Source organism: Agromyces hippuratus, assembly GCF_013410355.1.
GTDB classification, from domain to species: Bacteria; Actinomycetota; Actinomycetes; order Actinomycetales; family Microbacteriaceae; genus Agromyces; species Agromyces hippuratus.
In genome coordinates, this window is record NZ_JACCFI010000001.1 from 3,600,218 (window position 1) to 3,626,921 (window position 26,704).

The 26,704-nt window shown below is 71.2% G+C and carries 25 protein-coding genes and 1 tRNA gene; 13 read left to right on the plus strand and 13 right to left on the minus strand.

The window, feature by feature from the left end; genetic code table 11:
* Positions 1 to 9: 9 nt before the first annotated feature.
* Together BJY17_RS16835 and BJY17_RS16840 are read right to left on the minus strand one after the other, a co-directional pair.
* Positions 10 to 1,341, minus strand: a complete 1,332-nt coding sequence (locus BJY17_RS16835) for a GNAT family N-acetyltransferase (RefSeq protein WP_179552390.1) — start codon at positions 1,339 to 1,341, stop codon at positions 10 to 12.
* A gap of 61 nt (positions 1,342 to 1,402) precedes the next feature.
* On the minus strand, positions 1,403 to 2,584 hold the full coding sequence (locus tag BJY17_RS16840; RefSeq protein ID WP_179552391.1) for an FAD-dependent monooxygenase: 1,182 nt from the start codon (positions 2,582 to 2,584) through the stop codon (positions 1,403 to 1,405).
* Positions 2,585 to 2,671: 87 nt separating this feature from the next.
* Between BJY17_RS16840 and BJY17_RS16845 the strand changes: the two genes are divergently transcribed.
* From BJY17_RS16845 to BJY17_RS16855, 3 genes are all read left to right on the plus strand, one after another.
* Complete coding sequence (locus tag BJY17_RS16845) at positions 2,672 to 3,403, plus strand: TetR/AcrR family transcriptional regulator (protein ID WP_218889941.1); 732 nt, start codon at positions 2,672 to 2,674, stop codon at positions 3,401 to 3,403.
* Between the two features lie 64 nt (positions 3,404 to 3,467).
* Positions 3,468 to 4,172: a ThuA domain-containing protein gene (locus BJY17_RS16850; RefSeq protein WP_179552393.1), complete on the plus strand. Its 705-nt coding sequence runs from the start codon at positions 3,468 to 3,470 to the stop codon at positions 4,170 to 4,172.
* Entirely contained in the window at positions 4,169 to 5,272 is a 1,104-nt protein-coding gene (locus BJY17_RS16855) for a glycerate kinase (RefSeq protein ID WP_179552394.1), read from the plus strand. Before BJY17_RS16850 ends, BJY17_RS16855 begins: the two co-directional genes overlap by 4 nt.
* Before the next feature lie 18 nt (positions 5,273 to 5,290).
* Here BJY17_RS16855 and BJY17_RS16860 read toward each other — a convergent pair whose 3' ends face one another.
* The 4 genes from BJY17_RS16860 to BJY17_RS16875 form a co-directional block, all read right to left on the minus strand.
* The gene (locus tag BJY17_RS16860; RefSeq protein WP_179552395.1) at positions 5,291 to 5,593 is read right to left on the minus strand and encodes a hypothetical protein; all 303 of its coding nucleotides are present in this window, start codon (positions 5,591 to 5,593) and stop codon (positions 5,291 to 5,293) included.
* A 111-nt stretch (positions 5,594 to 5,704) separates the two neighbouring features.
* Positions 5,705 to 5,995: a WXG100 family type VII secretion target gene (locus tag BJY17_RS16865; RefSeq protein ID WP_074261717.1), complete on the minus strand. Its 291-nt coding sequence runs from the start codon at positions 5,993 to 5,995 to the stop codon at positions 5,705 to 5,707.
* 184 nt (positions 5,996 to 6,179) lie between these two features.
* Positions 6,180 to 8,030, minus strand: a complete 1,851-nt coding sequence (locus BJY17_RS16870; protein ID WP_246303756.1) for a sensor histidine kinase — start codon at positions 8,028 to 8,030, stop codon at positions 6,180 to 6,182.
* A 31-nt stretch (positions 8,031 to 8,061) separates the two neighbouring features.
* Positions 8,062 to 8,754: a response regulator transcription factor gene (locus BJY17_RS16875; RefSeq protein ID WP_022894322.1), complete on the minus strand. Its 693-nt coding sequence runs from the start codon at positions 8,752 to 8,754 to the stop codon at positions 8,062 to 8,064.
* Positions 8,755 to 8,873: 119 nt separating this feature from the next.
* Between BJY17_RS16875 and folP the strand changes: the two genes are divergently transcribed.
* Together folP and BJY17_RS16885 are read left to right on the plus strand one after the other, a co-directional pair.
* Positions 8,874 to 9,746 carry a dihydropteroate synthase gene (folP, locus tag BJY17_RS16880; protein WP_179552396.1) on the plus strand — a complete coding sequence of 291 codons (873 nt, stop codon included), beginning with the start codon at positions 8,874 to 8,876 and terminating at the stop codon, positions 9,744 to 9,746.
* Entirely contained in the window at positions 9,743 to 10,465 is a 723-nt protein-coding gene (locus BJY17_RS16885; protein ID WP_322789882.1) for a pyrimidine reductase family protein, read from the plus strand. Before folP ends, BJY17_RS16885 begins: the two co-directional genes overlap by 4 nt.
* Positions 10,466 to 10,489: 24 nt before the next feature.
* Here the strand turns inward: BJY17_RS16885 and BJY17_RS16890 are convergent, their stop codons facing one another.
* The 3 genes from BJY17_RS16890 to BJY17_RS16900 all read right to left on the minus strand — a co-directional run bounded on the left by BJY17_RS16890 (position 10,490) and on the right by BJY17_RS16900 (position 14,407).
* Positions 10,490 to 12,133 (minus strand): DNA repair helicase XPB, encoded by a 1,644-nt coding sequence (locus BJY17_RS16890; protein ID WP_179552398.1) that lies wholly within the window; start codon positions 12,131 to 12,133, stop codon positions 10,490 to 10,492.
* 129 nt (positions 12,134 to 12,262) lie between these two features.
* On the minus strand, positions 12,263 to 14,125 hold the full coding sequence (locus tag BJY17_RS16895) for a helicase-associated domain-containing protein (RefSeq protein ID WP_179552399.1): 1,863 nt from the start codon (positions 14,123 to 14,125) through the stop codon (positions 12,263 to 12,265).
* A 9-nt stretch (positions 14,126 to 14,134) separates the two neighbouring features.
* The gene (locus BJY17_RS16900; RefSeq protein ID WP_179552400.1) at positions 14,135 to 14,407 is read right to left on the minus strand and encodes a multidrug ABC transporter ATPase; all 273 of its coding nucleotides are present in this window, start codon (positions 14,405 to 14,407) and stop codon (positions 14,135 to 14,137) included.
* Positions 14,408 to 14,516: 109 nt separating this feature from the next.
* Between BJY17_RS16900 and BJY17_RS16905 the strand changes: the two genes are divergently transcribed.
* Positions 14,517 to 14,897: a cold-shock protein gene (locus tag BJY17_RS16905; RefSeq protein WP_056656630.1), complete on the plus strand. Its 381-nt coding sequence runs from the start codon at positions 14,517 to 14,519 to the stop codon at positions 14,895 to 14,897.
* Entirely contained in the window at positions 14,890 to 15,639 is a 750-nt protein-coding gene (locus tag BJY17_RS16910) for a DUF3027 domain-containing protein (RefSeq protein WP_179552401.1), read from the plus strand. The genes BJY17_RS16905 and BJY17_RS16910 overlap by 8 nt, the downstream gene beginning before the upstream one ends.
* On the opposite strand, the gene BJY17_RS16915 is transcribed toward BJY17_RS16910, so the two are convergent.
* Positions 15,612 to 15,878: a DUF2530 domain-containing protein gene (locus BJY17_RS16915; RefSeq protein ID WP_179552402.1), complete on the minus strand. Its 267-nt coding sequence runs from the start codon at positions 15,876 to 15,878 to the stop codon at positions 15,612 to 15,614. The two genes, BJY17_RS16910 and BJY17_RS16915, sit on opposite strands and share 28 nt — an antisense overlap.
* Positions 15,879 to 15,883: 5 nt before the next feature.
* On the minus strand, positions 15,884 to 16,999 hold the full coding sequence (gene serC, locus BJY17_RS16920; protein WP_179552403.1) for a phosphoserine transaminase: 1,116 nt from the start codon (positions 16,997 to 16,999) through the stop codon (positions 15,884 to 15,886).
* A 71-nt stretch (positions 17,000 to 17,070) separates the two neighbouring features.
* Between serC and BJY17_RS16925 the strand changes: the two genes are divergently transcribed.
* From BJY17_RS16925 to BJY17_RS16945, 5 genes are all read left to right on the plus strand, one after another.
* A complete protein-coding gene (locus BJY17_RS16925) occupies positions 17,071 to 17,763 on the plus strand; it encodes a metal-dependent transcriptional regulator (RefSeq protein WP_179552404.1) in 693 nt (230 codons plus the stop codon).
* Between the two features lie 204 nt (positions 17,764 to 17,967).
* Entirely contained in the window at positions 17,968 to 18,825 is an 858-nt protein-coding gene (locus tag BJY17_RS18390; protein ID WP_246303758.1) for a C40 family peptidase, read from the plus strand.
* Positions 18,826 to 19,189: 364 nt separating this feature from the next.
* The gene (locus BJY17_RS16935; RefSeq protein WP_179552405.1) at positions 19,190 to 19,687 is read left to right on the plus strand and encodes an HNH endonuclease; all 498 of its coding nucleotides are present in this window, start codon (positions 19,190 to 19,192) and stop codon (positions 19,685 to 19,687) included.
* A gap of 105 nt (positions 19,688 to 19,792) precedes the next feature.
* Positions 19,793 to 20,905, plus strand: coding sequence for a hypothetical protein (locus tag BJY17_RS16940; protein WP_179552406.1), 1,113 nt, complete (start codon positions 19,793 to 19,795; stop codon positions 20,903 to 20,905).
* Between the two features lie 102 nt (positions 20,906 to 21,007).
* Positions 21,008 to 21,958: a CHAP domain-containing protein gene (locus BJY17_RS16945; protein WP_246303760.1), complete on the plus strand. Its 951-nt coding sequence runs from the start codon at positions 21,008 to 21,010 to the stop codon at positions 21,956 to 21,958.
* A gap of 65 nt (positions 21,959 to 22,023) precedes the next feature.
* Here BJY17_RS16945 and BJY17_RS16950 read toward each other — a convergent pair whose 3' ends face one another.
* Positions 22,024 to 23,064, minus strand: a complete 1,041-nt coding sequence (locus tag BJY17_RS16950) for a lactonase family protein (RefSeq protein WP_179552407.1) — start codon at positions 23,062 to 23,064, stop codon at positions 22,024 to 22,026.
* Between the two features lie 91 nt (positions 23,065 to 23,155).
* Between BJY17_RS16950 and BJY17_RS16955 the strand changes: the two genes are divergently transcribed.
* Positions 23,156 to 23,230: transfer RNA gene (locus tag BJY17_RS16955), tRNA-Arg, on the plus strand.
* A gap of 7 nt (positions 23,231 to 23,237) precedes the next feature.
* On the opposite strand, the gene BJY17_RS16960 is transcribed toward BJY17_RS16955, so the two are convergent.
* On the minus strand, positions 23,238 to 26,669 hold the full coding sequence (locus BJY17_RS16960; RefSeq protein ID WP_179552408.1) for a DEAD/DEAH box helicase: 3,432 nt from the start codon (positions 26,667 to 26,669) through the stop codon (positions 23,238 to 23,240).
* Between the last annotated feature and the right edge of the window lie 35 nt (positions 26,670 to 26,704).

Sequence of the window (26,704 nt, forward strand, 5' to 3'; positions counted from 1 at the left end):
GCGGCGGCCTCAGAACCAGATGCTGAGGTGCGGCGCCCGCTGCGCCGCGAACATGGCGTCGGCGGCAGCGATCGAGCCGGGCGAGAGCTCGGTGACGCGACCGGCGCGTGCGAGCACCGAGGGATGCACCCCGCCGAGGTAGATCGCGCCGAGTTCGCGCACCCCGAGCCGGATGCTGCGAGCGCCCTTCACGGATGCCGCGGCATCCGACGGCTCGATGGCCGTGACCTCTGCGCGACCAGCCTCGTCGACGACGAGCTCGAAGCGCCCGCCCGCGATGCCGATCGGGTCGTCGACCTCGATCGCGAGCCGGCCCGGCGCGCTGTAACGCCGTGCCGCGAGCGCGGTGACCGGGTCGATCACGCGCAGCCACAGGTGGTCGACGACCTCGGAATAGGAGACGGCCCGGGGGTCTTCGAGGAGCCAGGGGAGCGGTTCGTCGACCGAGCGGAGCAGCCCCCGCGTGCCCGACACGAAGTCCTGCTCGACGAGGAATCGCCAGAGCGCGCGTTCGGCGTCGTCGGTCGCGGCGGCGAGGAAGTCGAACTCCGCGATGCCCGGCTCGTTGGGCTCACGGCTCACGTGGAACACGGCGAAGCCCTGCGCCTGTCCGCGTTCGTCGTCGTAGCGCACGACCCGCCGTGCGCGGGAACGGCTGCTGTCGGGGTCGTACAGGCCGAGCACCCGATCGAGCAGGCCGGGCCAGCGATCGATCTCACCCGGGGTGCGTGCCACCGCGCGACGTGCGATCGCGGGGGCCGCCTCGCGGATGGACGCGGCCTCGACGAACTGCACGCGGCCCGGGGCATCCGGACCGGTCCAGTGCACCCGCCGTCGATCGACGAACACCGTCGCGGCGCGCGCTGCCGGAGCGTAGCCGTAGCGGCCGTAGATCGTCGCCTCCGTGGCGGTCAGCATCGCGAGGGCGGCACCCGCGGCACGCGCGTTCTGGAGCTCGGCGAGCATGAGCGCCCTGGCGATGCCGCGCCGGCGATGCGTCGGAGCGACGGTGACCGAGCTCACGGCCCAGGCGTCGACGCTGCGACCGCCGGGCACGCTGAGCCCCGTGGGCCAGCTCGAGACGGTGGCGACGGGAATCGTCGGGTCGACGATCGTGGAGTCGTAGACACCGTGCACCCGCCGATCGGCGATCACGCCGAGGTCGTAGTCGAGTTCGACCTGCTTCGGCCGGGCGTGGTGGAAGCCCCGGAAGTCGGCCTCGACCCACGCTGCCGCCGCTGCTGCATCGCGCGTGTCGACGAGGCGATAGTCGAGTCCCCTCGCGGCGAGCGAGGCGAGCGCCTCGGAATCGGCGGGGAACCCCTGCAGGTCGAACGACATCAATCCATCGTAGTGGTGACGCCCATCGGTGGGTCGCGGGCCGCCGCCTGCCCGGTCCTTGTCAGCGCATCCGATAGTCGGGGAGGCGGTCGTCGGTGGCGAAGGCGTCGGTCATCCACATCATCGTGCGATACATCAGGGGGTTCGCGAAGGTCCAGTCCCTCATCCGGATGCGCCCGGTCGACGGCGGAGCGAGGAAGGGCCCGGCGTTGCCGGAGCGGGCGATCTTCGTCGGCTTGCGCATGCGGCGGTCGTAGGCCCCGAACGCCGCCGTGTGGTCGCCGCCCGCGGCGATCAGTTCGCCGGCGAGGATGTAGGCGCCGATGAGCGCGAGCCCGGTTCCGAAGCCGCCGAGCGTGTTCGCGTAGCCCGCATCGCCGACGAGTGCCGCGCGCCCCTGCGTGAACGAGGTCATCCGGGTGCGCGCGAGGGCGTCGAGGAAGAAGTCGGATGCCCCGCGGCTGGCCTCGAGCGCGGCGGGAACCCGCCATCCGGCGCCCGCGAACGCCGATTCGAGGAAGGCGCGCTGCGAGGCGAGGTCGCGCCGGTCGTAGTCGGGCCGCTCCGCGCGGAAGACGAACAGGTTCGGCGCCTTCTGACCGCCGAGGAGGGCCAGGCGACCGGGTTCGTTGTAGCCGTAGGCGATGCCGCGCCCATCGGGGAGCCGGGTCTCGAGATCGCCGAGCGGTGCCTGCCCGCTGGCGACCGCGTAGTAGAACCCGCGCGTCTCGACGAACCGGTCCTCCGGGCCGAATGCGAGACGTCGCACCGCGGAGTGCACGCCATCCGCCCCGATCAGGAGGTCGAAGCGCTCGTCGGGTCGACCGGCGAAGGCGACGTCGACCCCGTCAGCCGACTCGGTGATCGAGGTGATCTCGTCGTCGTACACGTAGTCGGCATCTGCGGCGGAGTGGGCGAGGAGGATGCCGGCGAGATCGCCGCGCAGGATCTCGACGTCGCCGCCGATGAACTCGCCTGGCACGACGGCGTTCACCTGGTCGTTCGCGTCGACCATGCGCCAGTCGGTCTTCGCGGTCTGGTGCGTCTGCACCTCGTCGAGGATTCCCATGCGGGTCAGCAGGGCGTGGTGCGTCCGTCCCTTGAAGTCGACGGCCTGGCCGCCCGGACGTGCGGTCGGGGCCTTCTCGATGACCGTCACGTCGAAGCCGTTGCGGCCCAGCCAGCGTGCCAGTGCGGGGCCGGCGATGCTCGCGCCGGAGATCAGGACCTTCGTGGTTGCCATGTGCGCGTCCTTCGGAGGAGTTAATTGCGTCTAATGGACACAATAACTGATCGCGTACACTGGACGCAATCAGGTCGGAGGGGCATCGTGGCGAAGGACGAAGCGAACCCGTCGTCGGTCGCGGCGGCGTTCCTCTGGGCGCAGCCGTCGGGGCGGAAACCGGGGCCGAAGCCGAAGTACACGCTCGACGGCATCGCCGACGCCGCGATCGCCATCGCGGACGAGTCCGGGCTCGACGAGGTCTCGATGCAGCGTGTCGCCGAGCGACTCGGCACGACGAAGATGGCGCTCTATCGCTACGTTCCCGGACGCGCCGAGCTCGACGCGGTCATGCTCGACACCGCACTCGGCGCACCCGTCGAGGCGGAAGCGGCGCAGTGGCGCACGGCTCTGACGGCGTGGGCCGGCGGAGTCCACGATCGCGCCCTGGCGCACCCGTGGATCGTCGAACTCGTGCAGCGGCCGCACACGCCCGGCCCCGGCGAGCTCGCGTGGTTCGAGGCCGGTCTCGGCGCAATGGCGGAACTGCCCCTTCGCGGCGGCGAGAAGCTCGACCTGCTGACCCTCCTCGTCGGCCACGTGATGTCGCTCGTGCGCCAACGTGCTTCCGCAGGCGCGGCCGAACAGCAGCTCGCGGCGGCGCTCTCGTCCATCCTCGCCACGCGCGCCGAGCGCTACCCGCGGACTGCGAGCGCGTTCGCCGAAGCCGACGACGACGGTGCCCGCGACGACGCGCTGCGATTCGGCGTCGAACGCGTGCTCGCCGGTGTCGCTGCGCTCGTCGCCGAGCGTGCGGGATCCCCGCCGTCTCGTTCCTGATCGCGGCGCGCGGCGACGGCGAGCACGGCGCGGCGATACGATGGCGGGGATGCGAGGAGGCGCCATGCGTGCCGTGATGCTGAACGGTTCCGGTCGGTACGCCGACCCGTGGCACCGCCACTCCGAGACGACCGCGGCGCTCGCCGAACTCGTCGCAGGGGCGGGGTTCGCGGTGGAGGTCGCCGACGACGTCGACAGGGCGCTCGCGTCCCTGCCGGACGACGTCGCCCTCATCGTCGTGAACGCCGGCGACCCGCATGCGCCGAACCCCGAGGGCGAGACCGTCGCCGTGCCCGAGGCCTCCGTGCTCGGATCGGCGAACGCCGTCCTCGGGTCGGCCATCGATCGGGGCATCGGCATCCTCGCCGTGCACACGGCGGCGGCGAGCCTGCACGACTACCCCGCGTTCGAGCGGGCGCTCGGCGCACGTTGGGTGCGCGACCGCTCGTGGCACCCGCCCATCGGCGAGGCCGCGGTGCACATCGTGGGCAACCACGCGATCGCCGAGGGACTCGAGGACTTCACCGTGTTCGACGAGCGCTACACCGATTTCCGGCTCGACGACGTGATCGAGCCGATCGCCGAACACGAGCACGACGGCATTCGTCATCCTCTCGTGTGGGCGCGGGAGTTCGGTCGCTCGCGTCTCGTCTACGACGCCCTGGGCCATGATGCCCGCTCCTACGACTCGGCCGGCCACCGTGCACTGCTCGCGGCTTCGCTCGCCTGGCTCGCGCGCGTGCCGGCGCCGACGGCGAACGAGCGGTGAGCCGGGTCGTCATCGCCCCTGATTCGTTCAAGGGCACGGCCAATGCAGCGGATGCGGCGGCCGCCGTCGCGCGCGGATGGCGCTCGGTGCGCGCCGACGACGAGGTCATCACCCGGCCGATGGCCGACGGCGGCGAGGGCACGCTCGACGCCTTCGAGGTCGCCGTGCCGGGCGCGCGGCGGATGCCGGCCACGGTGCGGGGTCCCGTCTCCGAGCCCGTGGCGACGCACTGGCTGCTGCTGCCCGACGGCACTGGCGTCGTCGAGCTCGCGGCGACGTCGGGGATCACGCTGCTCGACCCGCTCGCGCCCCTCGACGCGCACTCGGCGGGCTTCGGCGAGGCCATCGCCGACGCGCTCGACGCCGGGGTCGAGCGGCTCCTGCTCGCGCTCGGAGGCAGCGCGTCGACCGACGGCGGTGCGGGGGCCCTCGCCGCACTGGGCGCTCGGTTCCTCGACGGAGATCAGGGCCGGGTGCCGCTCGGCAACCGCGGGCTCGGCTCCCTCGCCCGAGTCGACCTCGCAGGACTGCGCCCCCTGCCTCCCGGCGGGGTGCTGATCCTCGGCGACGTCACGAACCCGTTGCTCGGCGAGCAGGGCGCCGCGGCGGTCTTCGGTCCGCAGAAGGGCGCGGATGCCGCGACCGTCGTCGTGCTCGAGACGAACCTCGCCCGGTTCGCTCGCCTCGTTCCCGACATCTCACCGCAGACCCCAGGAGCCGGCGCGGCCGGCGGCACCGGGTTCGGCCTGCTCGCGTGGGGCGCTGCGATGGGCGGGGGAGCGGCGCTCGTCGCCGACGCACTCGGCCTGGACGACGACCTCGCCGGCGCCGCCGTCGTGATCACCGGCGAGGGGCGATTCGACGGGCAGTCCGAGGCGGGCAAGGCGCCGAGCGAGGTCGCCCGGCTGGCCGCCGCCCGCGGCGTGCCGGTCGCGCTCGTCGCCGGTGCGATCACGGCGGAGCCCCGTGGGTTCGCGGCATCCGTCGCGCTGACCGGGCTCGCCGGCGGAGCGGAACCCGCGATGGCGGATCCGCTGCGCTGGCTCGAGGCCGCAGGCGCTCGACTCGCCGGCGAGATCGGGGTCGTCGCGACGAGCTGAGCGGCTCGCGTGCGGTCGTCAGATGTGGTGCAGGCCGGGGTGCGGCTTCGGCGGTTCGGCGCCGACGAACTTGCCGTGGCGTTGCTCGGGTTCGTGACCGTCGGGGTGACCGTCGGTGGACGTGTAGTCGCCGACCGACGATTCGTCGTCTTCGGCGCCGTCGGTGCGGACGTACGCACCGGAGACCGTGCGCTCGTGGGGCCCCTCGCCGTCGACCTCGGTGTAGCTGCCCTCGAGGTCATCGGTGGCGTCGACCGTGCCGGCGGGTGTGCTCGGCTCTTCGGAGGACTGCGGTTCAGCGGGTCGGTTCGATTCGGACATCATCGCTCCCTCATCGTCGATCGGGGCGCCGTCATGGGGCGACGTCTCGCCCCCATGTTATGTCGCCACGGCGTGAAGGGAAGGGGTGCCACGGCAGCTCGGGGTGAAACGTCAGCGCAGGAACAGCCGCGCATTCGCCTGTTCGGCGTCGGAATACTGCACGGCTGCGACCCCGAGCGCGCGGTTCAGGCCGGCGAGGCTCTCTTCGACCTGCAGCTGGGTGGCCCGCCAATCGGCGACGGCGCCCTGGAACGCGGTCGAGGCCTGACCGGACCACGACGACTGCAGGCCCGAGAGCTGGCCGAGGAGCGATGCCACCTCGGATTGGATTCGCCCGATCGTGCCCTGCACGGTCTGGGTGGCGGCTGACACCTGTTCGGCATCGACGTGGTAGACGGCCATCTCGGCCCCTTTCGTTCGGTGTGCGCGCCACGCTACGGCGCGGCAGGTGAACGAATCGCGGTCGAGCAGCGACGGTGTGCGACATCCGCTGCTCGTCGCCTGTTGAGGCGGAGTGCCGGGCACTGGGCGACAGGCGCCGGTCGTCGCGCGTCGACCCGCGGCGGAGCGACGCCGGAGCCGGCCGTCAGTCGGCGGTGACCGACTGCGGCGCAGCGGCCGAACCGGCGAGGGGCAACGACACCCGGAAGGTGGCGCCGCCGCCGGGCGTCTCGACGACGTCGACCGTGCCGTTGTGCGCAGCCACGATCGACGACACGATCGCGAGGCCGAGGCCCGATCCGCCGGTCTCGCGGGTGCGAGACGTATCGGCGCGCCAGAACCGCTGGAAGATCTTCTCGCGGATCTGCGGGGGGATGCCCTCGCCGTGATCGACGACCTCGATCATCGCCCGCTCGGTCGCGTCGTCGACCGAGATGCGGATCTCGATCGGGCTCTCAGGCGTGGTGAAGCGGATCGCGTTGCCCATCAGGTTCGTGATGACCTGACGGATCTTGTTCTCCTCGGCGAGCACCACGGTGCGGCGAACCGGCATCTGCGGGCCGGGAGCACCCGAGCCGCGTGCCGTCGAAGGTGCGGCGATCGCATCCGAGGCCGAGGCCGAGGTCGAAGCCGCGGCCGCGGAGGCCGCCGCCGACGCGCGTGCGGCGCGCTTCGACGCGGCCGACGAGCCGCCCGCCTTCGCCGTCGCCCGGCGGCTGCCGGTGGTGGTCGCGGCCTCGCCCTTCGGGCGACGACCGCGGAGACGCGCGAGCGTCGCGCCGGCGAAGGAGATCGGGCCGGTCGGCGGCGCGGCGCGGTCGCCCGCGACGTCGAGCTCGACCTCGAGTTCGGGAGCGGGCTCGCCCGAGGCATCCGCCGTGCTGAGGTCTTCGGGCGCGATGACCGTGACCGTGCGCGCAGGGTGCGCGGCCATCGTGTCGAGGGCGGCGTCGCGGGCGAGCGGCACGAGGTCGACCTCGGCGAGCTCGAGCGGCTTCGCCTCATCGAGACGGGCGAGCGCGAGCAGGTCTTCGACGAGGAGGCCCATGCGGATCGCCTCCTTCTCGATGCGCTCCATGGCCTGCCCGACCTCGTCGGGCGACTGCAGCGCGCCCATGCGGTAGAGCTCGGCGTAGCCGCGCACCGACACGAGCGGCGTGCGCAGTTCGTGCGAGGCGTCGCCGACGAAGCGGCGCATCTGGTCGATCGTGCGCGCACGGTCGCGGAAGGCGCGGTCGATGCGGTTCAGCATCGTGTTGAGCGAACGGTTCAGCCGGCCGACCTCGGTGTTCGGCGTCGCGCCGCCGAGGCGCTGGCTGAAGTCGCCGTCGGCGATCGCCGCCGCGGTGCGCTCGACCTCGCGGAGGGGCATGAAGGTCGTCGTCACGAGCATGCGCGTGAGCAGGGCGCCGACGAGCACGACCCCGAACCCGAACCCGAAGAAGATCGTGAGGTACATCGCGAGCAGCTGCTCGGTCTCCTTCGAGGAGATCGCGAGGATGATCGGCGAGTAGTTGCCGTGGTTGTCGGCGAGGGTCAGCGCCGTGACGGCGCGGAAGGTCGGGTTGCCGTCGCCGTCGAGCATCGGGAAGACCGAGTACTGGCCCTCGTTCCGTGCATTGACCTCTGCCGCCGTCAGCGTCTCGGGGATCTGCGGCAGCTCCACGCGGTCGCGATCGTGCCAGTTGTGCTTGTCGACCTGACCCGTCTTCGCGTCGTACACGGCGACGAACACGTCGAGGTCGGGCTTGAAGCTGAGGTCGTCGAGCGGGGCGCGATCGCTCGGCTCCTCACCCTGGTCGGTGAAGTACTTGCGCAGGTCGCCCGATGCGATCGCCTCGAGCTTGACCTTGACCTGGTCTTCGACGTACGAGCGCAGCATCGCCGCGGTGCCGATTCCGGACACCAGAAGCCCGAGCGTGAGCATGAGCACGGTGACGCCCGTGATCTTGGTACGCAGCGAGATGCGGTTCCACCGCTCGGAGATCTGATTCATGGCGGGCCGAGTCTAGGTGGGCCTTCCTGAGTCAGGGCTTGGAGGACTTCAGCATGTAGCCGAATCCGCGCTTGGTCTGGATCAGCGGCTCCGCCGAGTGCTGATCGAGCTTGCGGCGGAGGTAGGAGATGTAGCTCTCCACGATGCCGGCGTCGCCGTTGAAGTCGTACTCCCACACGTGGTCGAGGATCTGCGCCTTCGACAGCACGCGGTTGGGGTTCAGCATGAGGTAGCGCAGCAGCTTGAACTCGGTGGGGGAGAGCTCGACGGGCACGTCGCCGACGAGCACCTCATGCGTGTCCTGGTCCATCGTGAGCTCGCCGGTGCGGATCACCGCGTCTTCTTCGGCGTGCATCGTGCGGCGCAGGATCGCCTTGATGCGGGCGACGATCTCGTCGAGGCTGAAGGGCTTCGTGACGTAGTCGTCGCCGCCGACGGTGAGGCCGGTGATCTTGTCCTCCGTGTCGTCCTTCGCGGTGAGGAAGAGGATCGGCGCGGTGTACCCGGCCGAACGCAGGCGCTTGGTGACGCCGAAGCCGTTCATGTCGGGCAGCATCACGTCGAGGATGATGAGGTCGGGCTCCTCCTCGAGTACCGCAGAGATGGTCTGCGCGCCGTTGCCGACCGCGCGCACCGCGAAACCGGCGAACCTGAGGCTCGTCGTGAGAAGGTCGCGGATGTTGGGCTCGTCGTCGACGATGAGAATTCGTGGTCCGTCGCTCATGTGATGATTCTCTGCGCATCGGCTGGAACTTTCCTGAACATTCTTCGAGGGTCGCCGATCCGGTGTGTCGGATGACGCGCGGATTGGAGCCCCGCAGCAGCCGTGGAAGACTCGGCAGCATGGCGAATCGAACCCCGGTCATCCGGCGCATCGGCCCCCGTGAGTTCGACTTCTCGCGCGAGGTCGCCGTGATGGCGATCGTCAACCGCACCCCGGATTCCTTCTACGACCGAGGGCGCACCGAGGCGCTCGACGCCGCCGTCGCCGCCGCGACCCTCGCGATCGAGCAGGGCGCCGACTGGATCGACGTCGGCGGCGCGAAGTTCGCGCCGGGGCCCGCGATCCCCGCCGAGGAGGAGATCGAGCGCGTCGTGCCCGTCGTCGCCGCGCTCGCCGGATCCGGCGCCGTCATCTCGGTCGACACCTTCCTCCCCGCGGTCGCCCGTGCGGCCATCTCGGCGGGCGCGCACGTCGTCAACGACACGACCGGCATCCACGACCCGGCCATGGCCGAGGTCGTCGCAGAGACGGGGGCGACGATCGTCGTCACGCACAGCCTCGCGAAACCCCGTACGCCGTATCCCTCGCCGCGGTACGGCGACGTCGTGGCCGAGGTGTCGGCCTTCCTCACGGAGCGCGTCGCGCTCGCCGAATCGCGAGGTGTGGCATCCGATCGCATCATCGTCGACCCGGGCCACGACCTCAACAAGCACACGCTGCACTCGCTCGAGCTGACCCGCCGTCTCGGCGAGATCACGAGCCTCGGCTACCCGACCCTCGTGGCGCTCTCGAACAAGGACTTCGTGGGCGAGAGCCTCGGCCGGCCGCGCGAGCAGCGCATCGAGGGCTCGATCGCCGCCGCGGTTTACTGCGTCATGCAGGGCGCCCGCATCGTGCGCGTGCACAACGTGCGCGAGACCGTCGACGCCATGCGCATGGTCGAGGCGATCGAGGGATGGCGCGAGCCGGTGTTCCTGGAGCACAACCAGTGAACGCCGCGCCGTCGACGCCCGGTCGCGAGGAGCTCATCGCGGCATACGCCCTGCCCGACCGTTCCGCCCGGCGGCTGCGCATGAACTTCGTCGCGAGCCTCGACGGCGCGGCCACCCTCGAGGGACGCAGCGGCGGTCTCGGGGACGCGAGCGACCGCCTCGCCATGCAGGTGCTGCGCACGCTCGCCGACGTCGTACTGGTCGGTGCGGGCACCGTGCGGGTCGAGGGCTACGGCGGCGTGGCCGTGAGCGAAGCGGATGCCGCTTGGCGCGCCGCCCACGGCCTGGCCGAGCAACCCCGGCTCGCCGTCGTCTCCTCGTCGCTCGCGCTCGACCCCGAGTCGGCGTTCTTCACGGCCGCGGTGACGCGCCCGATCGTCGTGACCCATGCCCAGGCGCCCGCGGCGCAGCGGGCCGCGCTCGAGCCGGTCGCCGACGTGATCGTCGTGGGGGAGCAGGCCGTCGACGTGCGCGCCATGCTCGACGTGCTCGCCGAGCGCGGGTTCCGGCAGGTGCTCAGCGAGGGCGGGCCGCATCTCTTCGGGTCGCTGCTCGAGGCCGACCTCGTCGACGAGCTCTGCCTCTCGCTCAGCCCGATGCTCGTCGCAGGCGATGCAGGGCGCATCGTGCGCGGTGCTCCCGAGCTCGAGCGCCGCATGCGGCTCGTGCACGCGATCCCGGCCGGGGACCTGCTGCTGCTCCGCTATGCACGCGGCTGACGTCGGCGCGGTGCGACGGCTGCGTCAGGCGGCCTCGAGCGAATGCGCGTCGAGGATCGTGTAGCTGTAGCCCTGCTCGGCGAGGAACCGCTGCCGATTCTGCGCGAAGTCCTGGTCGACGGTGTCGCGCGACACGAGCGTGTAGAAGTTCGCGCTGAGTCCCGACTCCTTCGGCCGCAGCAGCCGGCCGAGTCGCTGCGCCTCCTCCTGGCGCGAACCGAACGAGCCCGAGACCTGGATCGCCACGGTCGCCTCGGGCAGGTCGACCGAGAAGTTCGCGACCTTCGAGACGACGAGCACGGGGGTGCGGCCGTCGCGGAACTCCTGGAACAGCCGCTCGCGCTCGTCGACGGGCGTCGAGCCGGTCAGCTGCGGGGCGCCGAGCGCCGCGGCGAGCTCGTCGATCTGGTCGAGGTACTGGCCGATCACGAGGATGCGCTCGCCGGCGTGCTTGGCCACGAGCTCCTTGACGACCCCGAGCTTGGCCGGCGCGGTCGCCGCGAGGCGGTAGCGCTCGTCGTCGGCGGATGCCGCGTACGTCAGCCGCTCGGACTGCGGCAGGTCGATGCGCACTTCGTAGCAGGCTGCGGGGGAGATGAAGCCCTGGGCCTCGATCTCCTTCCACGGGGCGTCGAAGCGCTTCGGGCCGATCAGGCTGAAGACGTCGCCCTCACGGCCGTCCTCGCGCACGAGGGTCGCGGTGAGGCCGAGGCGTCGACGGGCCTGCAGCTCGGCGGTGAGCTTGAACACGGGCGCCGGCAGCAGGTGCACCTCGTCGTAGACCACGAGGCCCCAGTCGAGCGCGTCGAGCAGGGCCAGATGGGCGTACTCGCCCTTCCGCTTCGCGGTGAGGATCTGGTAGGTCGCGATCGTGACCGGCTTGACCTCCTTGACCTGCCCCGAGTACTCGCCGATCTCGTCGGCGGTGAGCGTGGTGCGGCGCAGCAGTTCGTCGCGCCACTGGCGGGCCGAGACCGTGTTGGTCACGAGGATCAGCGTCGTGGTCTTGGCCGTCGCCATCGCCCCGGCGCCGACGAGGGTCTTGCCGGCCCCGCAGGGCAGCACGACGACGCCGGAGCCGCCGTCGAAGAAGTTGTCGATCGCCTGCTGCTGGTAGCCGCGCAGGTGCCAGCCGGACTCCTCGAGGTCGATCCGGTGCGGCGTGCCCGGCGTGTATCCCGCGAGGTCTTCAGCCGGCCAGCCGAGCTTGACGAGCTCCTGCTTGAGGGCGCCGCGCGCCCAGGCTTCGACGAGGAAGCTCCGCTCGTCGAGGCGCTCGGTGAGCAGCGGTGCGATGCGCTTGGCCGAGGCGACCTCGGTGAGCACGGCGATGTCGTCGCTGTGCAGGCGCAGCGCCCCGTCGTCGGTGCGGTCGACGACGAGCCGTCCGTAGCGGCCGACCGTCTCGCGCATGTCGACGGCGACGGTCTGCGGCACCGGGAACTTCGCGTAGCGCTCGAGCGTCGAGAGCATGTCGTCGGCGTCGTGGCCGGCGGCTCGCGCGTTCCAGAGACCCAGCCGGGTGATGCGGTAGGTGTGCATGTGCTCGGGGGCCCGTTCGAGCTCGGCGAACACCGCGAGGTCGTGGCGCGCGTCTTCGGCGAGCGGATGCGCGACCTCGAGGAGGACGGTTCGGTCGCTCTGCACGATGAGTGGGCCGTCTGACATAGCGGTCGAGTCTACGCCCGGTTCATGGGAGGTCGGCCGTTCGGCACCGGATCGGAGATCCGCACTCGATCGGATGCCCCGGGCGGATCCGGTCCGGAACCGTGCAGATCTCCGAGCCGACGACGGGCGTCAGGCCCCGGCGGGCGCCGGCGAGACCGCCGCGATCGCCGACAACGGCAGCGTGCGTTCGATGTCGGCCTTGCGGTCGCGCGCGCGGAGCCGCCCGTTGGCGACGCTCGCCGGCGCCAGCAGGTAGTCGGCGGTGTCGCCGCCGGGCATGCGCACGGTGACCGTGAGCGTCTCCTTCGAGCGGGCGGCGGCCTCGAGCTGGCGCGCCAGCCATGCCTGCTCGCTCGCCCCGGCTTCCCCCTCGGCGAGCACGACGTCGAGGAGCGCCTCGATCGGGTCGGGCTTCGACACCGGCTCGGGAACCGCCGCCAGGTGGTGGCGGCTCAGCCGGATGATCTCGCCCGCGGCGTCTTCGGCGGCGACCGGGTACCGCGCGTCGGCGAGCGCCCAGAACACGACTTCGGGCGGGAACCGCGAGAGCAGTCGGTGCGGGCCCGTCTGGCGCAGGCCGATCGAGACGAGCGACTGGTCGACGGCGAGGGTGCGCACGAGCTGCTCGTCGTCGGAGCGCACGCTCGCCCGCGCCGGGGCATCCGCCGGGTCTGCGAGCGAGACCCTGAGCGACCCGAACCGCGCCGCCGCCTCGGCGACGAGGTACGACAGGGGCTGCGGGATGCCGGTGAGCGAGAGCCCGCCGAGGAACTCGAGGATCGACTCGGCCGTCTCGCCGGCGGCGAGTCCGCGATTGACGGATGCCGCGCTGACGCGATACGTCGACGCGAGGTCGCGGCCCTCGACGTCGGCGAAGCCGCGCAGGCGGGCGTCGAGCGCCGGCTCGAGCGGGCCGGGCGAGACGATCGAGAGGTCGTGCTGCAGGTAGACCTGCTCGACCTGTGCGGGGAAGTGCGCCGCCAGTCGATCGGAGGCCCGGTCGAGCTCCCCGGCGAGCACGAGGAGCGCCGTCGGTGCGGGCTCGCCCGAGACGGCGAGCCCGAGCGCTTCGGCCTCGCCGATGAGGCGTTCGAGCCCTTCGTCGATCCAGCGTCCGCCGGCGGGGTAGAACCAGCGCACGTCTTCGCCGAGCGTGCTCGCCGTGAGCGACTCGCTGCGGCGTGCCACGAGTTCGCGGAGCGCCTCGGGGATGCGGGCGCGCCAGCACTCGGCGAGGCGCCGCCAGCGGCCGGCGGTCGTCTCGAGCGACCACTCGGCGCCGCGCTCCGACTCGAGCCAGAACGCTCCGTCGCGCACGACGAGACCGGCTTCGTCGGCCCGGTGGAAGAGGCGGGGCAGGGCGTCGAGGGCGATGCCGCTCGCCTCGGCGAGGCGCTTCGAGTCGGGGAGCGCGAGGCCGCCCTTCGCGAGCTCGCGGGCCGGCTGCGTTCCGAGCGCCGCGAGTACCTCGGCCGTGGCCGCGACGGTCGCGTAGGCCGTCTCGGCGGCGCGGCGGTCGATGAGCGTGCGGTCGACGTCGGCGCCGGAGACGGGCACCGGCGGTGCCGGCGTCGCGAGCTCGGCCACGGTGGGCAGCTCGGCGCCGAGGCGCGGTGCCACCCGTGCGATGACGGCGGCGGGCACGTGCACGCGGTCGTCGATGCGCACCAGCAGCAGCAGGCCGCTCAATTCGTCGAGCAGCTCGCTCGTGGCGTCGGACAGTTCAGCGGATGCCGCCTGCCCCACGAGTTCGGCACGTACCCGTTCGACCGTGGTGTCGCCGTCGGCGACCAGTTCGACGGCCGCGGCGAGCACGGCGAGGTGACGGCGATCGAGCCGGCCGACCGCGTGGTCGATCGAGTCCGGTGCGAGCACCGCCTCTGCGAGGTCGAAGAGGTCGCGCACCCCGGACGGCTCGAACTCGCGCGAGTGCAGTGCTGCCGCGAGGGAGTCTCGCGACAGCCCGCGGAGTCGTGCGGCGAGCTCGAGCATCGTCTCCGATCAGCTCGATCCGGATCGCGCGGCTCGGCCCCGCCGGACGCCGTTGACGATGAGCAGGACGATGAGGAGCACGAAGGCGATCGGCAGTCCGAACCAGGGCAGCATCGTGACGACCGCCCAGACGCCGGAGCTCATCTCGTCGACGGCGACGCCGGAGATCGTGCCGATCATCACGGCGAAGAAGCAGATGATGGACAGGCCGACGATGGCGGCGAACATGTACGCCAGGACGCGCTCGGCGCGATTGTCGGTGATGGGGCCGGAATCGCTCACCATCCCAGAATAGGCCAGGCGGCCCGTTCACGGGTGTCCCGAGCAATAGACTGGGCTGTGGACGGCGCTGTGGTTCAGCGCGCCTGCAGACATGAGCGAGGTTCATACGATGCCCACCGGCAAGGTCAAGTTCTACGACGAGGAAAAGGGATTCGGCTTCATCAGCTCCGATGACGGCCAGGAGGTCTTCCTCCACGCATCCGCACTTCCCGCCGGCGCGACCGTGAAGGCGGGCAGTCGACTCGAGTTCGGCGTCGCCGAGGGCAAGCGCGGCGCCCAGGCGCTGTCGGTGCGCGTGCTCGACACCCCGGTGAGCCTCACCAAGATCAACCGCAAGCCCGCCGACGACATGGCGATCATCGTCGAAGACGTCGTGAAGGTGCTCGACGGCATCGGCGCCGACCTCCGTCGCGGCCGCTACCCCGAGAAGTCGAAGGCCCGCACCGTCGCGGCGGTGCTGCGCAAGGTGGCAGACGATCTCGATGCCTGAGGCGACGGAACCCGAGCAGGCTGTGGCCGAGAGCGCCGAGAGCGCCGAGAGCGCCGAGAGCGCCGAGAGCGCCGAGAGCGCTGCGGTCGTCGTGGCCGACGAGGTGCTCCTGTCGGCGGTGGATCTCGCCCGACGCGCACTGCTCGAGGTCACCGCTCCCGAGACGGTCGGATCGGTCGTCGGGCACCTCGTCGAGGGGGAGCACGTGCTGACCCTCCTCTTCGCCTCGGACCTCCGCGGGTACCCGGGCTGGCACTGGAGCGTCACGCTGTCGCGGTTCGACGACAACGCGGAGCCGACGGTGCTCGAGACCGAGCTCATGCCCGGCGAGACGGCACTGCTCGCACCCGACTGGGTGCCGTGGTCGGAGCGGCTGGCCGACTACCGGGCGGCTCAGGAGGCGATCGCAGCCGAGGGCGGCGAAGCCGACGACGAGCACGACGATGAGCACGACGACGATGAGCACGACGAACTCGACGACGACGTCGACGACGACGAGTTCGACGGCATCGACATCGATGCGCTCGGTGCGGTCGAGGACGCGGACCCCGCCGACGACGACGATGCAGACGACGACGAGTCCGACGAGGACGACGGGTCGGACGAATCAGACGATGACGACGAGTCCGACGAGGACGACGGGTCGGACGAGTCAGACGATGACGACGAGTCCGACGAGGACGCGGACTCCGAAGCGGGCGCGGACTCGGGCGATCAGTCGGCCGAGCGCTCCGACGACTGATCGGCCCGTCGCCGGATCACCTGCACGACCGCGAGGCCGATGAGGCCGATGGCGATGCCGGTGATCGCGGCGCCGATGAACCATCCGAGGCCCGCCGACTCGAGCGGAACCCGGAACACGAGGCAGACCACGAGCGCGACGACCCAGCCGAGCGTGCCCGCGACCACAGCCTTGCGGCCGTCGGCGCGCGCGGGTGCCGGGTCGGGGCGCCGTTCCTCGTCGCTGAGCCAGAGTCGCATCGGGATCAGCCGAACTGCGAGAGCACGTAGTCGATCGAGGCCGTGAGTGCGCGCACGTCGTCGGGCTCGATCGCGGTGAAGGTCGCGACGCGCAGCTGGTTGCGGCCGAGCTTGCGGTACGGCTCGGTGTCGACGATGCCGTTCTCGCGGAGCACCGAGGCGAGCGCCGCGGCATCCGTCGACTCGTCGAAGTCGATCGTGACGACCACCTGCGAGCGGTGCGCGGGATCGGCGACGAACGGGGTCGCGATCGAGGTGCGCTCGGCCCAGTCGTACAGCACGGACGACGACTCGCGGGTGCGGGCGTCGGCCCAGGCGAGGCCGCCCGAGGCGTTCATCCACTCGAGCTGGTTCTCGAGCAGCAGGAGGGTCGTGAGGGCGGGCGTGTTCAGCGTCTGGTTCAGGCGCGAGTTGTCGACCGCGTTCTTCAGCGACAGGAACTCGGGGATGTACCGGCCGCTTGCTGCGACGCGCTCGACGCGCTCGATCGCGGCGGGGGAGAGCAGCGCGAACCAGATGCCGCCGTCGGAGGCGAAGTTCTTCTGCGGAGCGAAGTAGTAGACGTCGAACTGCCGCGGATCGACCATGATGCCGCCGGCCGCACTCGTGGCATCGATGACCGTGAGCGCGCCGTCGTCGCCTGCGACGCGGGTGACGGGGGCCATCACGCCCGTCGAGGTCTCGTTCTGCGGCCAGGCGTAGACGTCGACGCCCGCGAGCGCGGCGGGCTCGGCCCGGGATCCCGCGTCGGCCTTGCGCACATCGGGAGCCTGGAGCCACGGGGCGGCCGCGGCGGCGGCGAACTTCGCGCCGAACTCGCCGAAGGAGGCGAGCTGCGCGCGTTCCTCGATCAGGCCGAAGGCCGCGGCATCCCAGAACGCGGTCGAACCGCCGTTGCCGAGCACGACCTCGTAGCCGTCGGGAAGGTCGAAGAGGTCCGAGAGGCCGGTGCGCACGCGGCCGACGAGCTGCTTGACGGGTGCCTGCCGGTGCGACGTGCCGAGGATCGACGGTCCGACCGCTGCGAGGTGCGCGAGTTGCTCGGCACGCACCTTGGACGGCCCGCATCCGAAGCGTCCGTCGGCGGGCAGCAGGTCACTGGGAATCACGATGCTCGGCATGGCATCGAGTCTAGCGATCGGGTGCCGCCCGGTAGGCTGGACGACGGGCTGTGACAACGGGAGGATGGCACGTGACCGACCTGATCGACACGACGGAGATGTATCTCCGCACGATCCTCGATCTCGAGGAGGAGAACATCGTGCCGCTGCGCGCGCGCATCTCCGAACGCCTCGGGCATTCCGGCCCCACCGTCTCGCAGACGGTCGCCCGCATGGAGCGCGACGGCCTCGTCGTGGTCTCCGGCGACCGGCACCTCGAGCTCACCTCCGAGGGGCGCTCGAAGGCCGTGCACGTCATGCGCAAGCACCGACTCGCCGAACGGCTGCTCTCCGACGTCATCGGGCTCGAGTGGGAGTTCGTGCACGACGAGGCATGCCGCTGGGAGCACGTGATGAGCGAGCAGGTCGAGCGTCGCCTCATCGAGATCCTCGGCGGTCCGCGCGAATCGCCCTACGGCAACCCGATCCCCGGGCTCGAAGAGCTCGGGCTCCCGCCCGCCGATGCGTTCATGGACGGCGTCGTCAACGTCGTGGAGGCCGTCGAGGCGAGCGACGAGCCCGTGCGCGGCGTCCTGCGTCGCCTGGGCGAGCCCGTGCAGTTCGATCCCGAGCTGCTCGCCCAGATGCGGCAGGCCGGGGTCATGCCCGGAGCCGTGGCGACGTTCAGCCGCGCGGGCGGCTACGTGCTCGTCGTCGTCGACGGCGTCGAGGGCGGCCTCGAGCTGCCCACCGAAGTGGCCGGGCACCTCTTCATCGCCAAATAGCCTGATCAGCGCCACGCCGTGATCGGAATGTGACATTCGGGGACTCCTCGCGTAGTCTCATTCGAGTCCGCCGGCGAGAAGCCAGTCGGAGGACCAGGGTCGAGACGCCTCCCAAGCCCACCGCTCGATCAAGTACCCGTAAGCGCCCTCGTGCGCATCCGGTGGGGTGACATCCGATGTCGTGGGGCGACGGAGGTACACATCTTGGCTCGATTCTCACGGCGGCGGCTCACTAGGAACCCCGCCCGCGGGGCTGCGACGAAGGCGATCATCGCCGCGAAAGCACCCGTTTCCCCCACTTCCCCCCAACCGGATGCCGCAGCACGCGTCGCGACGAAGTTGCCGTCGACGCGACGACTGCGCCGTGGCCCGGTCGCGAACGTGCTCGTCATGGCGGTCTCGGCCGGCATCGTCGGCACCCTCGCGATCCCCGCGTACGCATTCGCGCCGGGCTCGGCCGGCCCGCAGTTCGGCGAGACCGACGTGACGAAGCTCACCAAGGCTCAGGCGCAGTCGGTCGAGGTGACCGACGACGTGATCGCCGCCCCGGTGACCAAGGACAGCTACGACGCCGTCACCGGCGCCGAGATCGCAGCGGCGGCCGAGGCCGAGGCTGCGGCCGAGGCGGCGCGGGTCGCGGCCGAAGAGGCGATGACCTCGTACGCGGCGTCGTACTCGGGCCCGTCGGTCGGCGACTTCCTCGCCAACCCGCCGTACCCGAACTTCGACCTCGCGAGCGTCTACGACGTCGCGACGTCGTACATCGGCGTCCCCTACGTGTACGGCGGCGCAACGCCCGCCGGCTTCGACTGCTCGGGCTTCGTGATGTACGTCTACGCGCAGTTCGGCGTCAGCATGCCCCATTCCTCGGCAGGCCAGGGCGACATGGGCACCCGGATCTCCGAGGCGGATGCACAGCCGGGCGACCTCGTCATCATGCCCGGACACGATGGGTTCTACGCCGGCAACGGCATGATCCTGCACGCTCCCTACGAGGGCGCATCCGTTCGCGTGCAGCCCATCTGGACGAGCGACTACTACATCGTGCGCATCGGCATCTGACCGATGAACATCGCGTGACACCACGCGTGAATGGCGCGCCGGACATTCCCGGCGCGCCATTCGTGTTCTAACCTGAGACCCTGACGATCCGAGAGATCCGGGCAGGGGAAGCCGATGGACCAGTCGTGCAGCATCCATTCCACGGATGCGCGCGCGCTCTTCGACCAACGGCGCAGCAGTCATTCGAGCTCCATCCGGGCGATCACTCCGACGGGCACTGTCTTCACGACGGTGCCCGTTCTCTGTTCTCCGGGCCCCTCGAGCCGCCGAGATCCGGTGCTGCCCGCCATCGCCCGACGCCCTCTCGGACCGCCGTTCCGTTCACGCGGCTGGAAGCCATCCAGCACCGATCGAAAGGCATTCCATGCGCACACTCGTGCTCAACGCGGGCTATGAGCCCCTCGCCATCGTCTCCTTCAAGCGGGCGCTGCTCCTCGTCATGAACCACAAGGCGACCGTCATCCAGCACGAGGTCGGCAACCCGGTCTGCGCGGCGAGCGGATCATGGCAGCGGCCGAGCGTCATCCTCCTCACCCGGTACGTCCGTGCTCCACGAGCGAACCAGGCGCCGGTGAGCCGTCGCGGGGTGCTCCGCCGCGACGACCACGCGTGCGCCTACTGCGGCCGGCCCGCAGCCACGATCGACCACGTGCTTCCCCGTTCGCGAGGCGGGCGGGACACCTGGGAGAACCTGGTCGCCTGCTGCCTTCGCTGCAACAACACGAAGAGCGATCGCACACCCGCCGAGATGGGCTGGGAGCTGCGGTTCACGCCGGGTCGTCCGAACGGTCGCAACTGGGTCGCGCGCGGATTCGAGCGACCGCTGCCGCAGTGGGACGAGTACCTTGCGACGGCGGCCTGACCGGCTCGCTGGACGTGAATCCTTCCCTCCGGGGCACGGCGGGTCTACGCTGCCGATCGGGAGCACGTTTCGGCTCCGATGGTGCGGCTGTGCAGGAGGACCGGAATGTCTGATTCGTCAACCCTCACGCGAGTGATCCGGCATCCGGCGCGGAGCGCGGAGGCCAAGGAGTCGTCGGCACTCCTCGTGGGTGCCGCGGCCCTCGTCATCGGAACGCTGATCGGCCTCTTCGTCTTCTGGGATCAGGACGTGCCGATCTCCGGCCGCGGCTCCGTCGGCATCTACGCGGCCGTCGGCGGCGCCCTCGCCGCGATCGGCGCATTCGTGTTCGGATGCACGATGCGGCGCTCTCGCGCCCGCTCGACTCCCGGCTATCGCCCCCGCCTGCACTGGTTCGATGTCGCCGCGCTCGCCCTGGCGCTCGGCGTGATCGCGCTCCTCGGCTTCACCGGGCTCGCGTCGCTGTTGAGCCAGAGCTTCGTCGGCGCCCTCGTCTACGGATTCCCCGCGGCGGTGCTCGGCGGAGTGGCGATGGCGGTCGCCGCGTACATGTCGTACCTGTCGGCGGTGAACCTCACGCCGATGCTGCTCTCGCTCGTGCTGGCGTTGTTCCTCGCGGTCGGCGCGCTCGCGAGCATGCTGAGCGCGAGCGACCCGCTCTGGTGGACGAAGAACCTCAGCACGCTCGGCATCAGCGACGACATCTCCGCCCTGGCGTTCAACGTCACGCTCATCATCGCCGGTGTCATGGTGACGACGATCGCCCACTACGCGACGGCGTTCCTGCCGGCCGACGACGCCGGCGCGCGGCGGGGCCGGAACCTCGTGCGCTTCGGGCTCGTCCTGATCGGCATCCTGCTCGCCTGCGTGGGCATCTTCCCGGTCGACGAGTACCTCGGTGCGCACAACCTCGCGGCGACCGGCATGGCGATCGTCTACGTCGCGATGGTGGTGAGCCTGCCGGCGCTGCTGCCCTCCATGCCGAAGGTCTTCGTCATGCTCGGATACGTCTACGTGGGTGTCATCGTGGTGCTCGCGGGCTTCTTCATCAGCGGGTACTACAACCTCACCGCGGTCGAACTGGTCGTGGCGGTGCTGGTCTTCAGCTGGGTCATCGTGTTCCTGCGCAACACCGGTGCGGTCGAGCAGGGGGCCGGCGAGGAGGACGCGCGCCGCGATGACGAACCGGCCGTGACAAAGGCAGGAGCTGTGCCCTAAGGTGATACGAGTCCGGCGGCACGTGAGGTCGTCGACACCCGAGAAGCCACTCCGTTCCCGGGCTGCACCGCGGCCTCGGAACGGTGCCCGGAGGTCCCACTGTTGAACGCCGACGAGACGAACGACGCATCGAAGCGCCCGCGCTCCGCACGTCGCTCGGCCGACCGAGGCCGCGCACCGCGAAGCACCTCGTCAGCTCGGCGACGCTCCAAACGGGCCGAGGGCGCAGCGGATGCCGCGGCATCCGTCGCCGCACCGCCCGTGACCGGTGCCCGCCCCGACGTCGCCGCGACCGTGGCCAAGGCCCAGCGACCGACCACGCGTCGCAACGGCCCGGCTCGGGTCTTCGCGACGATGCTCGTCGTGCCGGCGATCGTCGGCACCGTGGCGCTGCCGGCATACGCGTTCATGCCCGGCGGCGAGTCGTTCGAGGCATCCGGCACCTTCAGCCTCTCGAAGGCGGAGGCGCAAGACGTCGAGGTCTCCTCGCTCGCGAGCGGCGCGCCGCTGTCGACCGAGGGCTACACCGTCGAGACGAAGGCCGAGATCGAGGCCGCGCGTCTCGACCAGGAGGAGAAGGACGCCGCGGCATGGGCCGCGAACCTCGCCTCCCGCGGTTCGGGCAGCTACGCCATCTACACGGTCAAGGCCGAGGGCGACGACTACCCCTGGTGGGACCAGACGCCGGACGACTACGGCGGAGGGTTGTCGCCGCTGCGGTACTACTACCGCGAATGCGTCGACTTCGTGGCCTGGCGCATGAACCGCGACGCCGGCGTCACGAGCGCCCCGTGGAAGTGGGACTGGTCGAACCTCGCCTCGGGCAGCGCGTACGCGTGGGCCGACGAATGGGCGAGCCGAGGCTGGCCGACCTCGAGCGAGCCGGTCATCGGAGCGGTCGCCTGGTTCCCCTACAACCACGTGGCGTACGTGCAGTCGATCAACGACGACGGCAGCGTGAACATCGAGGAGTACAACCAGAACTCCGACCACTCCTACCACCGGCGCACCATTCCGGCGGGCGAGGCGCTCTACCTCTACCCGCCCGGCTAGCTCGCCGGTCGAGCCGCCGGGGCATCCGTCCGTCGGTCGAGAGGCCCGCCAGGGCGTCTCGAGACCTACATCCGCGCCAGGCACGCCGGCGCAGGCGTCTCCACGACTCCGACGACGCCGGTCGGCACGCCGACTCCGTCGAGCGCGACCACGGCGATGGAGTCCGAGCCCTGATCGGCGACGAGCGCGAACCGCTCGTCGTGCGTCAGCTCCAGGTCGCGGGGATGCCGCCCGCCCGTCACGACCGTCGCCACGAGTTCGAGCGTTCGGGCCTCGGCATCGAAGCGAAGCGCACGCAACGCGTCGGCGTCGCGGTCGCCGATGAGCACGATGCCGCCGCGCGTCAGACGGATCGCCGAGCAGCCGAGTCCGAGCGGCTCGACGTCGTCGCCGATCGAGCACCACGCCACCTCGCGGCCAGCTGCGAGGTCGATGACGCTCGCCGTGCGATCGAGTTCGTTCGCGGTGATGGCCAGGTCGCCGGCGATGACGAGGTGCCTGGGGCCGGCGCCGGCGTGCACGACGATGTCGCGCTCCTCGTCGTGCCCGAGCGCCTCGGGGAGCGTGTCGAGCCCGAGCACGCGCACCCGGTCGGAGCCGAGGTCGGGCACGAGCAGCTGGTTGCGAGCGGAGTCGACGACTGCCTGGTGGGGGTGCGACGCCTCCTGGCGCTCCCGGTTCGGGCCCGAGCCGTCGAAGTCCGCGCTCAGGGCGACGTCGGCCGGGGCGTCCGGCGCCGCGTGATGCACCGACACCCGAGCACCCGAGTAGTTCGCCGCGAACAACAGGCCGCCGGCCTCGTCGAAGGCGAGGTGGCAGGGATCGGCGGCCCCCGTCGCGCCGGACAGGCCGAAGCTGGAGAGGCCGTCGCCCTCGAAGGTCCACGTCGAGACGCGGCCCTCGGCGAGCTCGTGCACGATGCCGAGCACGCCGGCGGCGCGGGAGACCGCGAGGAACATGGGGTTCGGGCCCACATCGACGGGTTCGCCGAGCGTCGCGCCGCCGTCGACCGCGATGTCGAGCGAGCGGATGCCGCGCGCCGCCGTGCCGATCGCACCGAGCGTCGACGCGCCCACCCAGAACCTCGTGCCCGTCGACTCGTCCATGCCGCTCCGTTCTGCGGCAGCGCCGCGATCGACCGGCGCTCGCGCGCCGCAGAACACGCTACCGCGCGGCGGGTAGACTCTGATGCGGCCAGCCTCTGTAGCTCAATGGAAGAGCAACTCCGTCCTAAGGAGCAGGTTGGGGGTTCGAGTCCCTCCAGGGGCACCAGTGCGTGTCACCCGCCGAGCAGGCCCCTGATGTCGTCGGCGGTGAGGGTCTCGCTGAAGAGCTCGCCGTCGTCCATGAGCGACGAGACGAGCTTCGCCTTGCGGGCCTTCAGCGCCATCACCTTCTCTTCGATCGTGCCCTCGGCGACCATGCGGTAGACGTTCACCGACTTCGACTGGCCGATGCGGTGCGCGCGGTCGACGGCCTGCGCCTCGCTCGCGGGGTTCCACCACGGGTCGAGCAGGAACACGTAGTCGGCCTCGGTGAGGTTCAGGCCGAAGCCGCCGGCCTTGAGGCTGATCAGGAACACGGGCGCGTCGCCGTCGCGGAACTTCGCGATGACGTCGGCGCGCTTCGTCGTCGCGCCGTCGAGGTACGCGTACGGCACGCCCGCAGCCTCGAGGCGGGCGGCGGCGATCTGCAGGAACGACGTGAACTGGCTGAAGACGAGCGCCCGGTGCCCCTCGGCGACGACCTCGTCGAGCTGGTCGAACAGGGCGTCGAGCTTCGCCGACGGCACGTCGGCGTACTGCTCGGAGTCGATGAGCGCGGCATGCAGGCTCAGCATGCGGAGCAGGGTGAGCGAGCGGAACACCGTGAACCGGTTGCGGTCGAGGTCGTCGATGAGGCCGAGCAGCTTCTGCCGTTCGAGCTGGAGGAACGCGTCGTAGACCCGCTGGTGCTCGGGGTCGAGCTGCACGGTCAGCACCTGCTCCTGCTTCGGCGGCAGCTCGGGGGCGACGACGTCCTTCGTGCGGCGCAGCATGAACGGCCTGATGCGCCGGCGCAGCGTCGCCAGGCGCTCGCCGTTGTGGTCGTTCTCGATCGGTCGGGCGAAGCGCTCGGCGAAGCCGCGGGCAGAGGGGAACAGCCCGGGTGCGACGAGCTTCAGCAGCGCCCAGAGCTCCATCAGGTTGTTCTCGACCGGCGTGCCGGTGACGGCGAGGCGGAACGGCGCGCGGATGTCGCGTGCCGCCGCATTCGCCTTCGACGAGTGGTTCTTCACGAACTGCGCCTCGTCGAGCACGAGCCCGCCCCAGTCGAGGCCGGCGAACTCGGGGGCGTCGAGACGCAGGATCGCGTAGCTCGTCACGACGATGTCGGCGCGCGCCGCGACATCCGCGAGTCGTGCGCCGCTGGCCGCCCTCGTGGCGGTGACCGTCTCGACGCGCAGGCCGGGCACGAAGCGCGTGGCCTCCGCCGCCCAGTTCGAGACGACCGAGGTCGGTGCCACGACGAGGAACGGGCGTCGCTCGCCCTCGGCCGCGGTCTCATGGGCGTGCGCGATGAGCGCGAGCGTCTGCGCAGTCTTGCCGAGGCCCATGTCGTCGGCGAGGATGCCGCCGAGCCCGTGCCGGTGCAGGAACGCGAGCCAGCGGAACCCGGCGAGCTGATACGGCCGCAGCTCCATCGCGAGCCCGGCCGGCGGGGCGATCTCCTCGACGCCGTCGGCCTCGCGCAGCCCCGCCACGGTGTCGCGCCATGCCACGGCCGTCTCCGACTGGTCGGCGAGGTCTTCGAACTCCGCCCAGAGGCTCGTCTGGTAGCGGCTGATGGTGAGGCCGGCCTCCCACTCGCGGAGCGACCCGGCCTCCTCGATGAGTTCGCGGAGCGGATCGAACACCGGCTGCTTCAGCGACAGGTAGCTGCCGTCGACGAGGAGGAGCTTCGCCCGCCCCTTCGCGAGCGCGCTGAACAGCGGCCCGAACGGCACCTTCTTGCCCTCGACCGTGACGACGACGCCGAGGTCGAACCAGTCGGTGCGATCGCTCTCCACGGTGGTGACCGTGAGCGTCGGAGCCTCGACCAGCTCGCGGTACGCGGGCGGATCGCCCACGACGTCGATCCGCAGTCGTTCGAGTTCCCGCAGCCGCGGCACGAGCCTGGCCGTGAACTCGGCGCTCGCGAGCCCGCGCAGCTCGGCCTCGGGGCGGAGCCTCGGCTCGGTGCCCGGCGTGACCGCCGGCAGCCCGGCGGGGTCGTCGGCGAGCAGTGCGGCAGCGGATGTCGCGACGAGCCGCTCCCGTTCGGGATCGTGGAACTCGGCGTCTGGGGCATCGAGAACGAACCGGCGCCCGCCGTCGGCCTCCCACTGCCATTCGAGCCGCACGACGTGGTTCGGCTCGTGGTGCATCGTCGCCACGAGGGTCGCGGGCGGCAACTCGGGCAACGCGAAGCTGCCGTCGCCGCTCGCGAGGCGCAGCGACCGTGCCAGCGGCGCGTACTGCTCCTCGACGAACGTCGCGACCTCCGCGGCGGGCACGATGATCGGCGAGCGCCGGCGCACCGCGGCGCGGCCCGCAGCGGTGAGCGGCGCGGCGAGCGGTGCGAGGGTGATCGTGCCTTCCGCGAAGTCGAACGCGTAGACGCCGTGGTCGCCGATGAGTCGCACGAGCTCGGTCGGGTAACTGCGGCCTCCGACGGTGACCGACGGGGTGAGCACGAGGTCGGCCTCGGGCACCGGGCCGGATGCGGGGTCGGTGTCCGGCGAGGCATCCGGAGCGGCATCCGTGTGCGCCTCGGGCTCCGGATCGCCCCCGGGTGCGGTCGGTGCGTGCCGTGCGTCGAGCCCGATCACCGCGGGCCGCGCGACGTCGATCACCGTGCGCGCCGTGCCGCCGACGAGGGCGATGCCGAGACGCGGTGCCGCGTCGAGCAGCGCCCACAGCGTGCGGCTCTCGTACTCGTCGAGCGAGATCCACGCCGAGCCGTACTCGGCGAACGCGGAGTGTCTGGTGCCCTTCAGCAGCGAGAATTCGGCGAACCAGCGCGCCTGCGCCGGGTCGAACCCGCCCGCGCGCCCCTGGAAGCCGACGTTCTGCCACGTGAGGCTGCCCTTGATCCACCCGCCGCGGGTGCCGCGGGTCACCGGGCGGACGGCGAGGCGGTCGACGGATGCCGCGGACGATGCGGGTTCGTCGCGGGCCGCCTGGCGGGCGCTCGCCTTTCGGGAGACCCGCTCGCGCAGCTCGAACTGGAGCGCGAGCGGCTGGCGGATCGCCGAGTCATCCGCCGGCCCGCCGGAAGCGTGCGCGGTGCCGGCGAGCGCCGCCAGCTCTCCGCGCCATCCGGTCGCCGCCGCGCTCTCCGCGTCGCGGCCCCCGAGGTCGGCGGCGTCGGCCTGCTCCTGCCTGTTGCGGGCGGCCGAGGCGATCAGGGTCGCCGCGACGTGCTTGCAGTTGCGCCCGATCGGGCACGTGCACGCCCCCGCGAGGATCGTCGCCCGCCCCGGCATTCCGAGGTCGAGCTTCACGGTCGAGCGGTACGGTTCGGGTGCGGTGCCCTGCACCTCGGCGCTCAGCCGGAAGTGGGCAGGATCCCAGTTCAACGAGACGACCGCCCCGGCGCGTTCGGCGGTGCGGCCGCGGCTCAGGTTCAGCGGACCGACGAACCTCGCGATCGCGAGCTCCTCCACGAACGGGTACGTGTCGACGGGCATCCTTCAATCGTCGCACCCCGCGAGCATCCGAATGC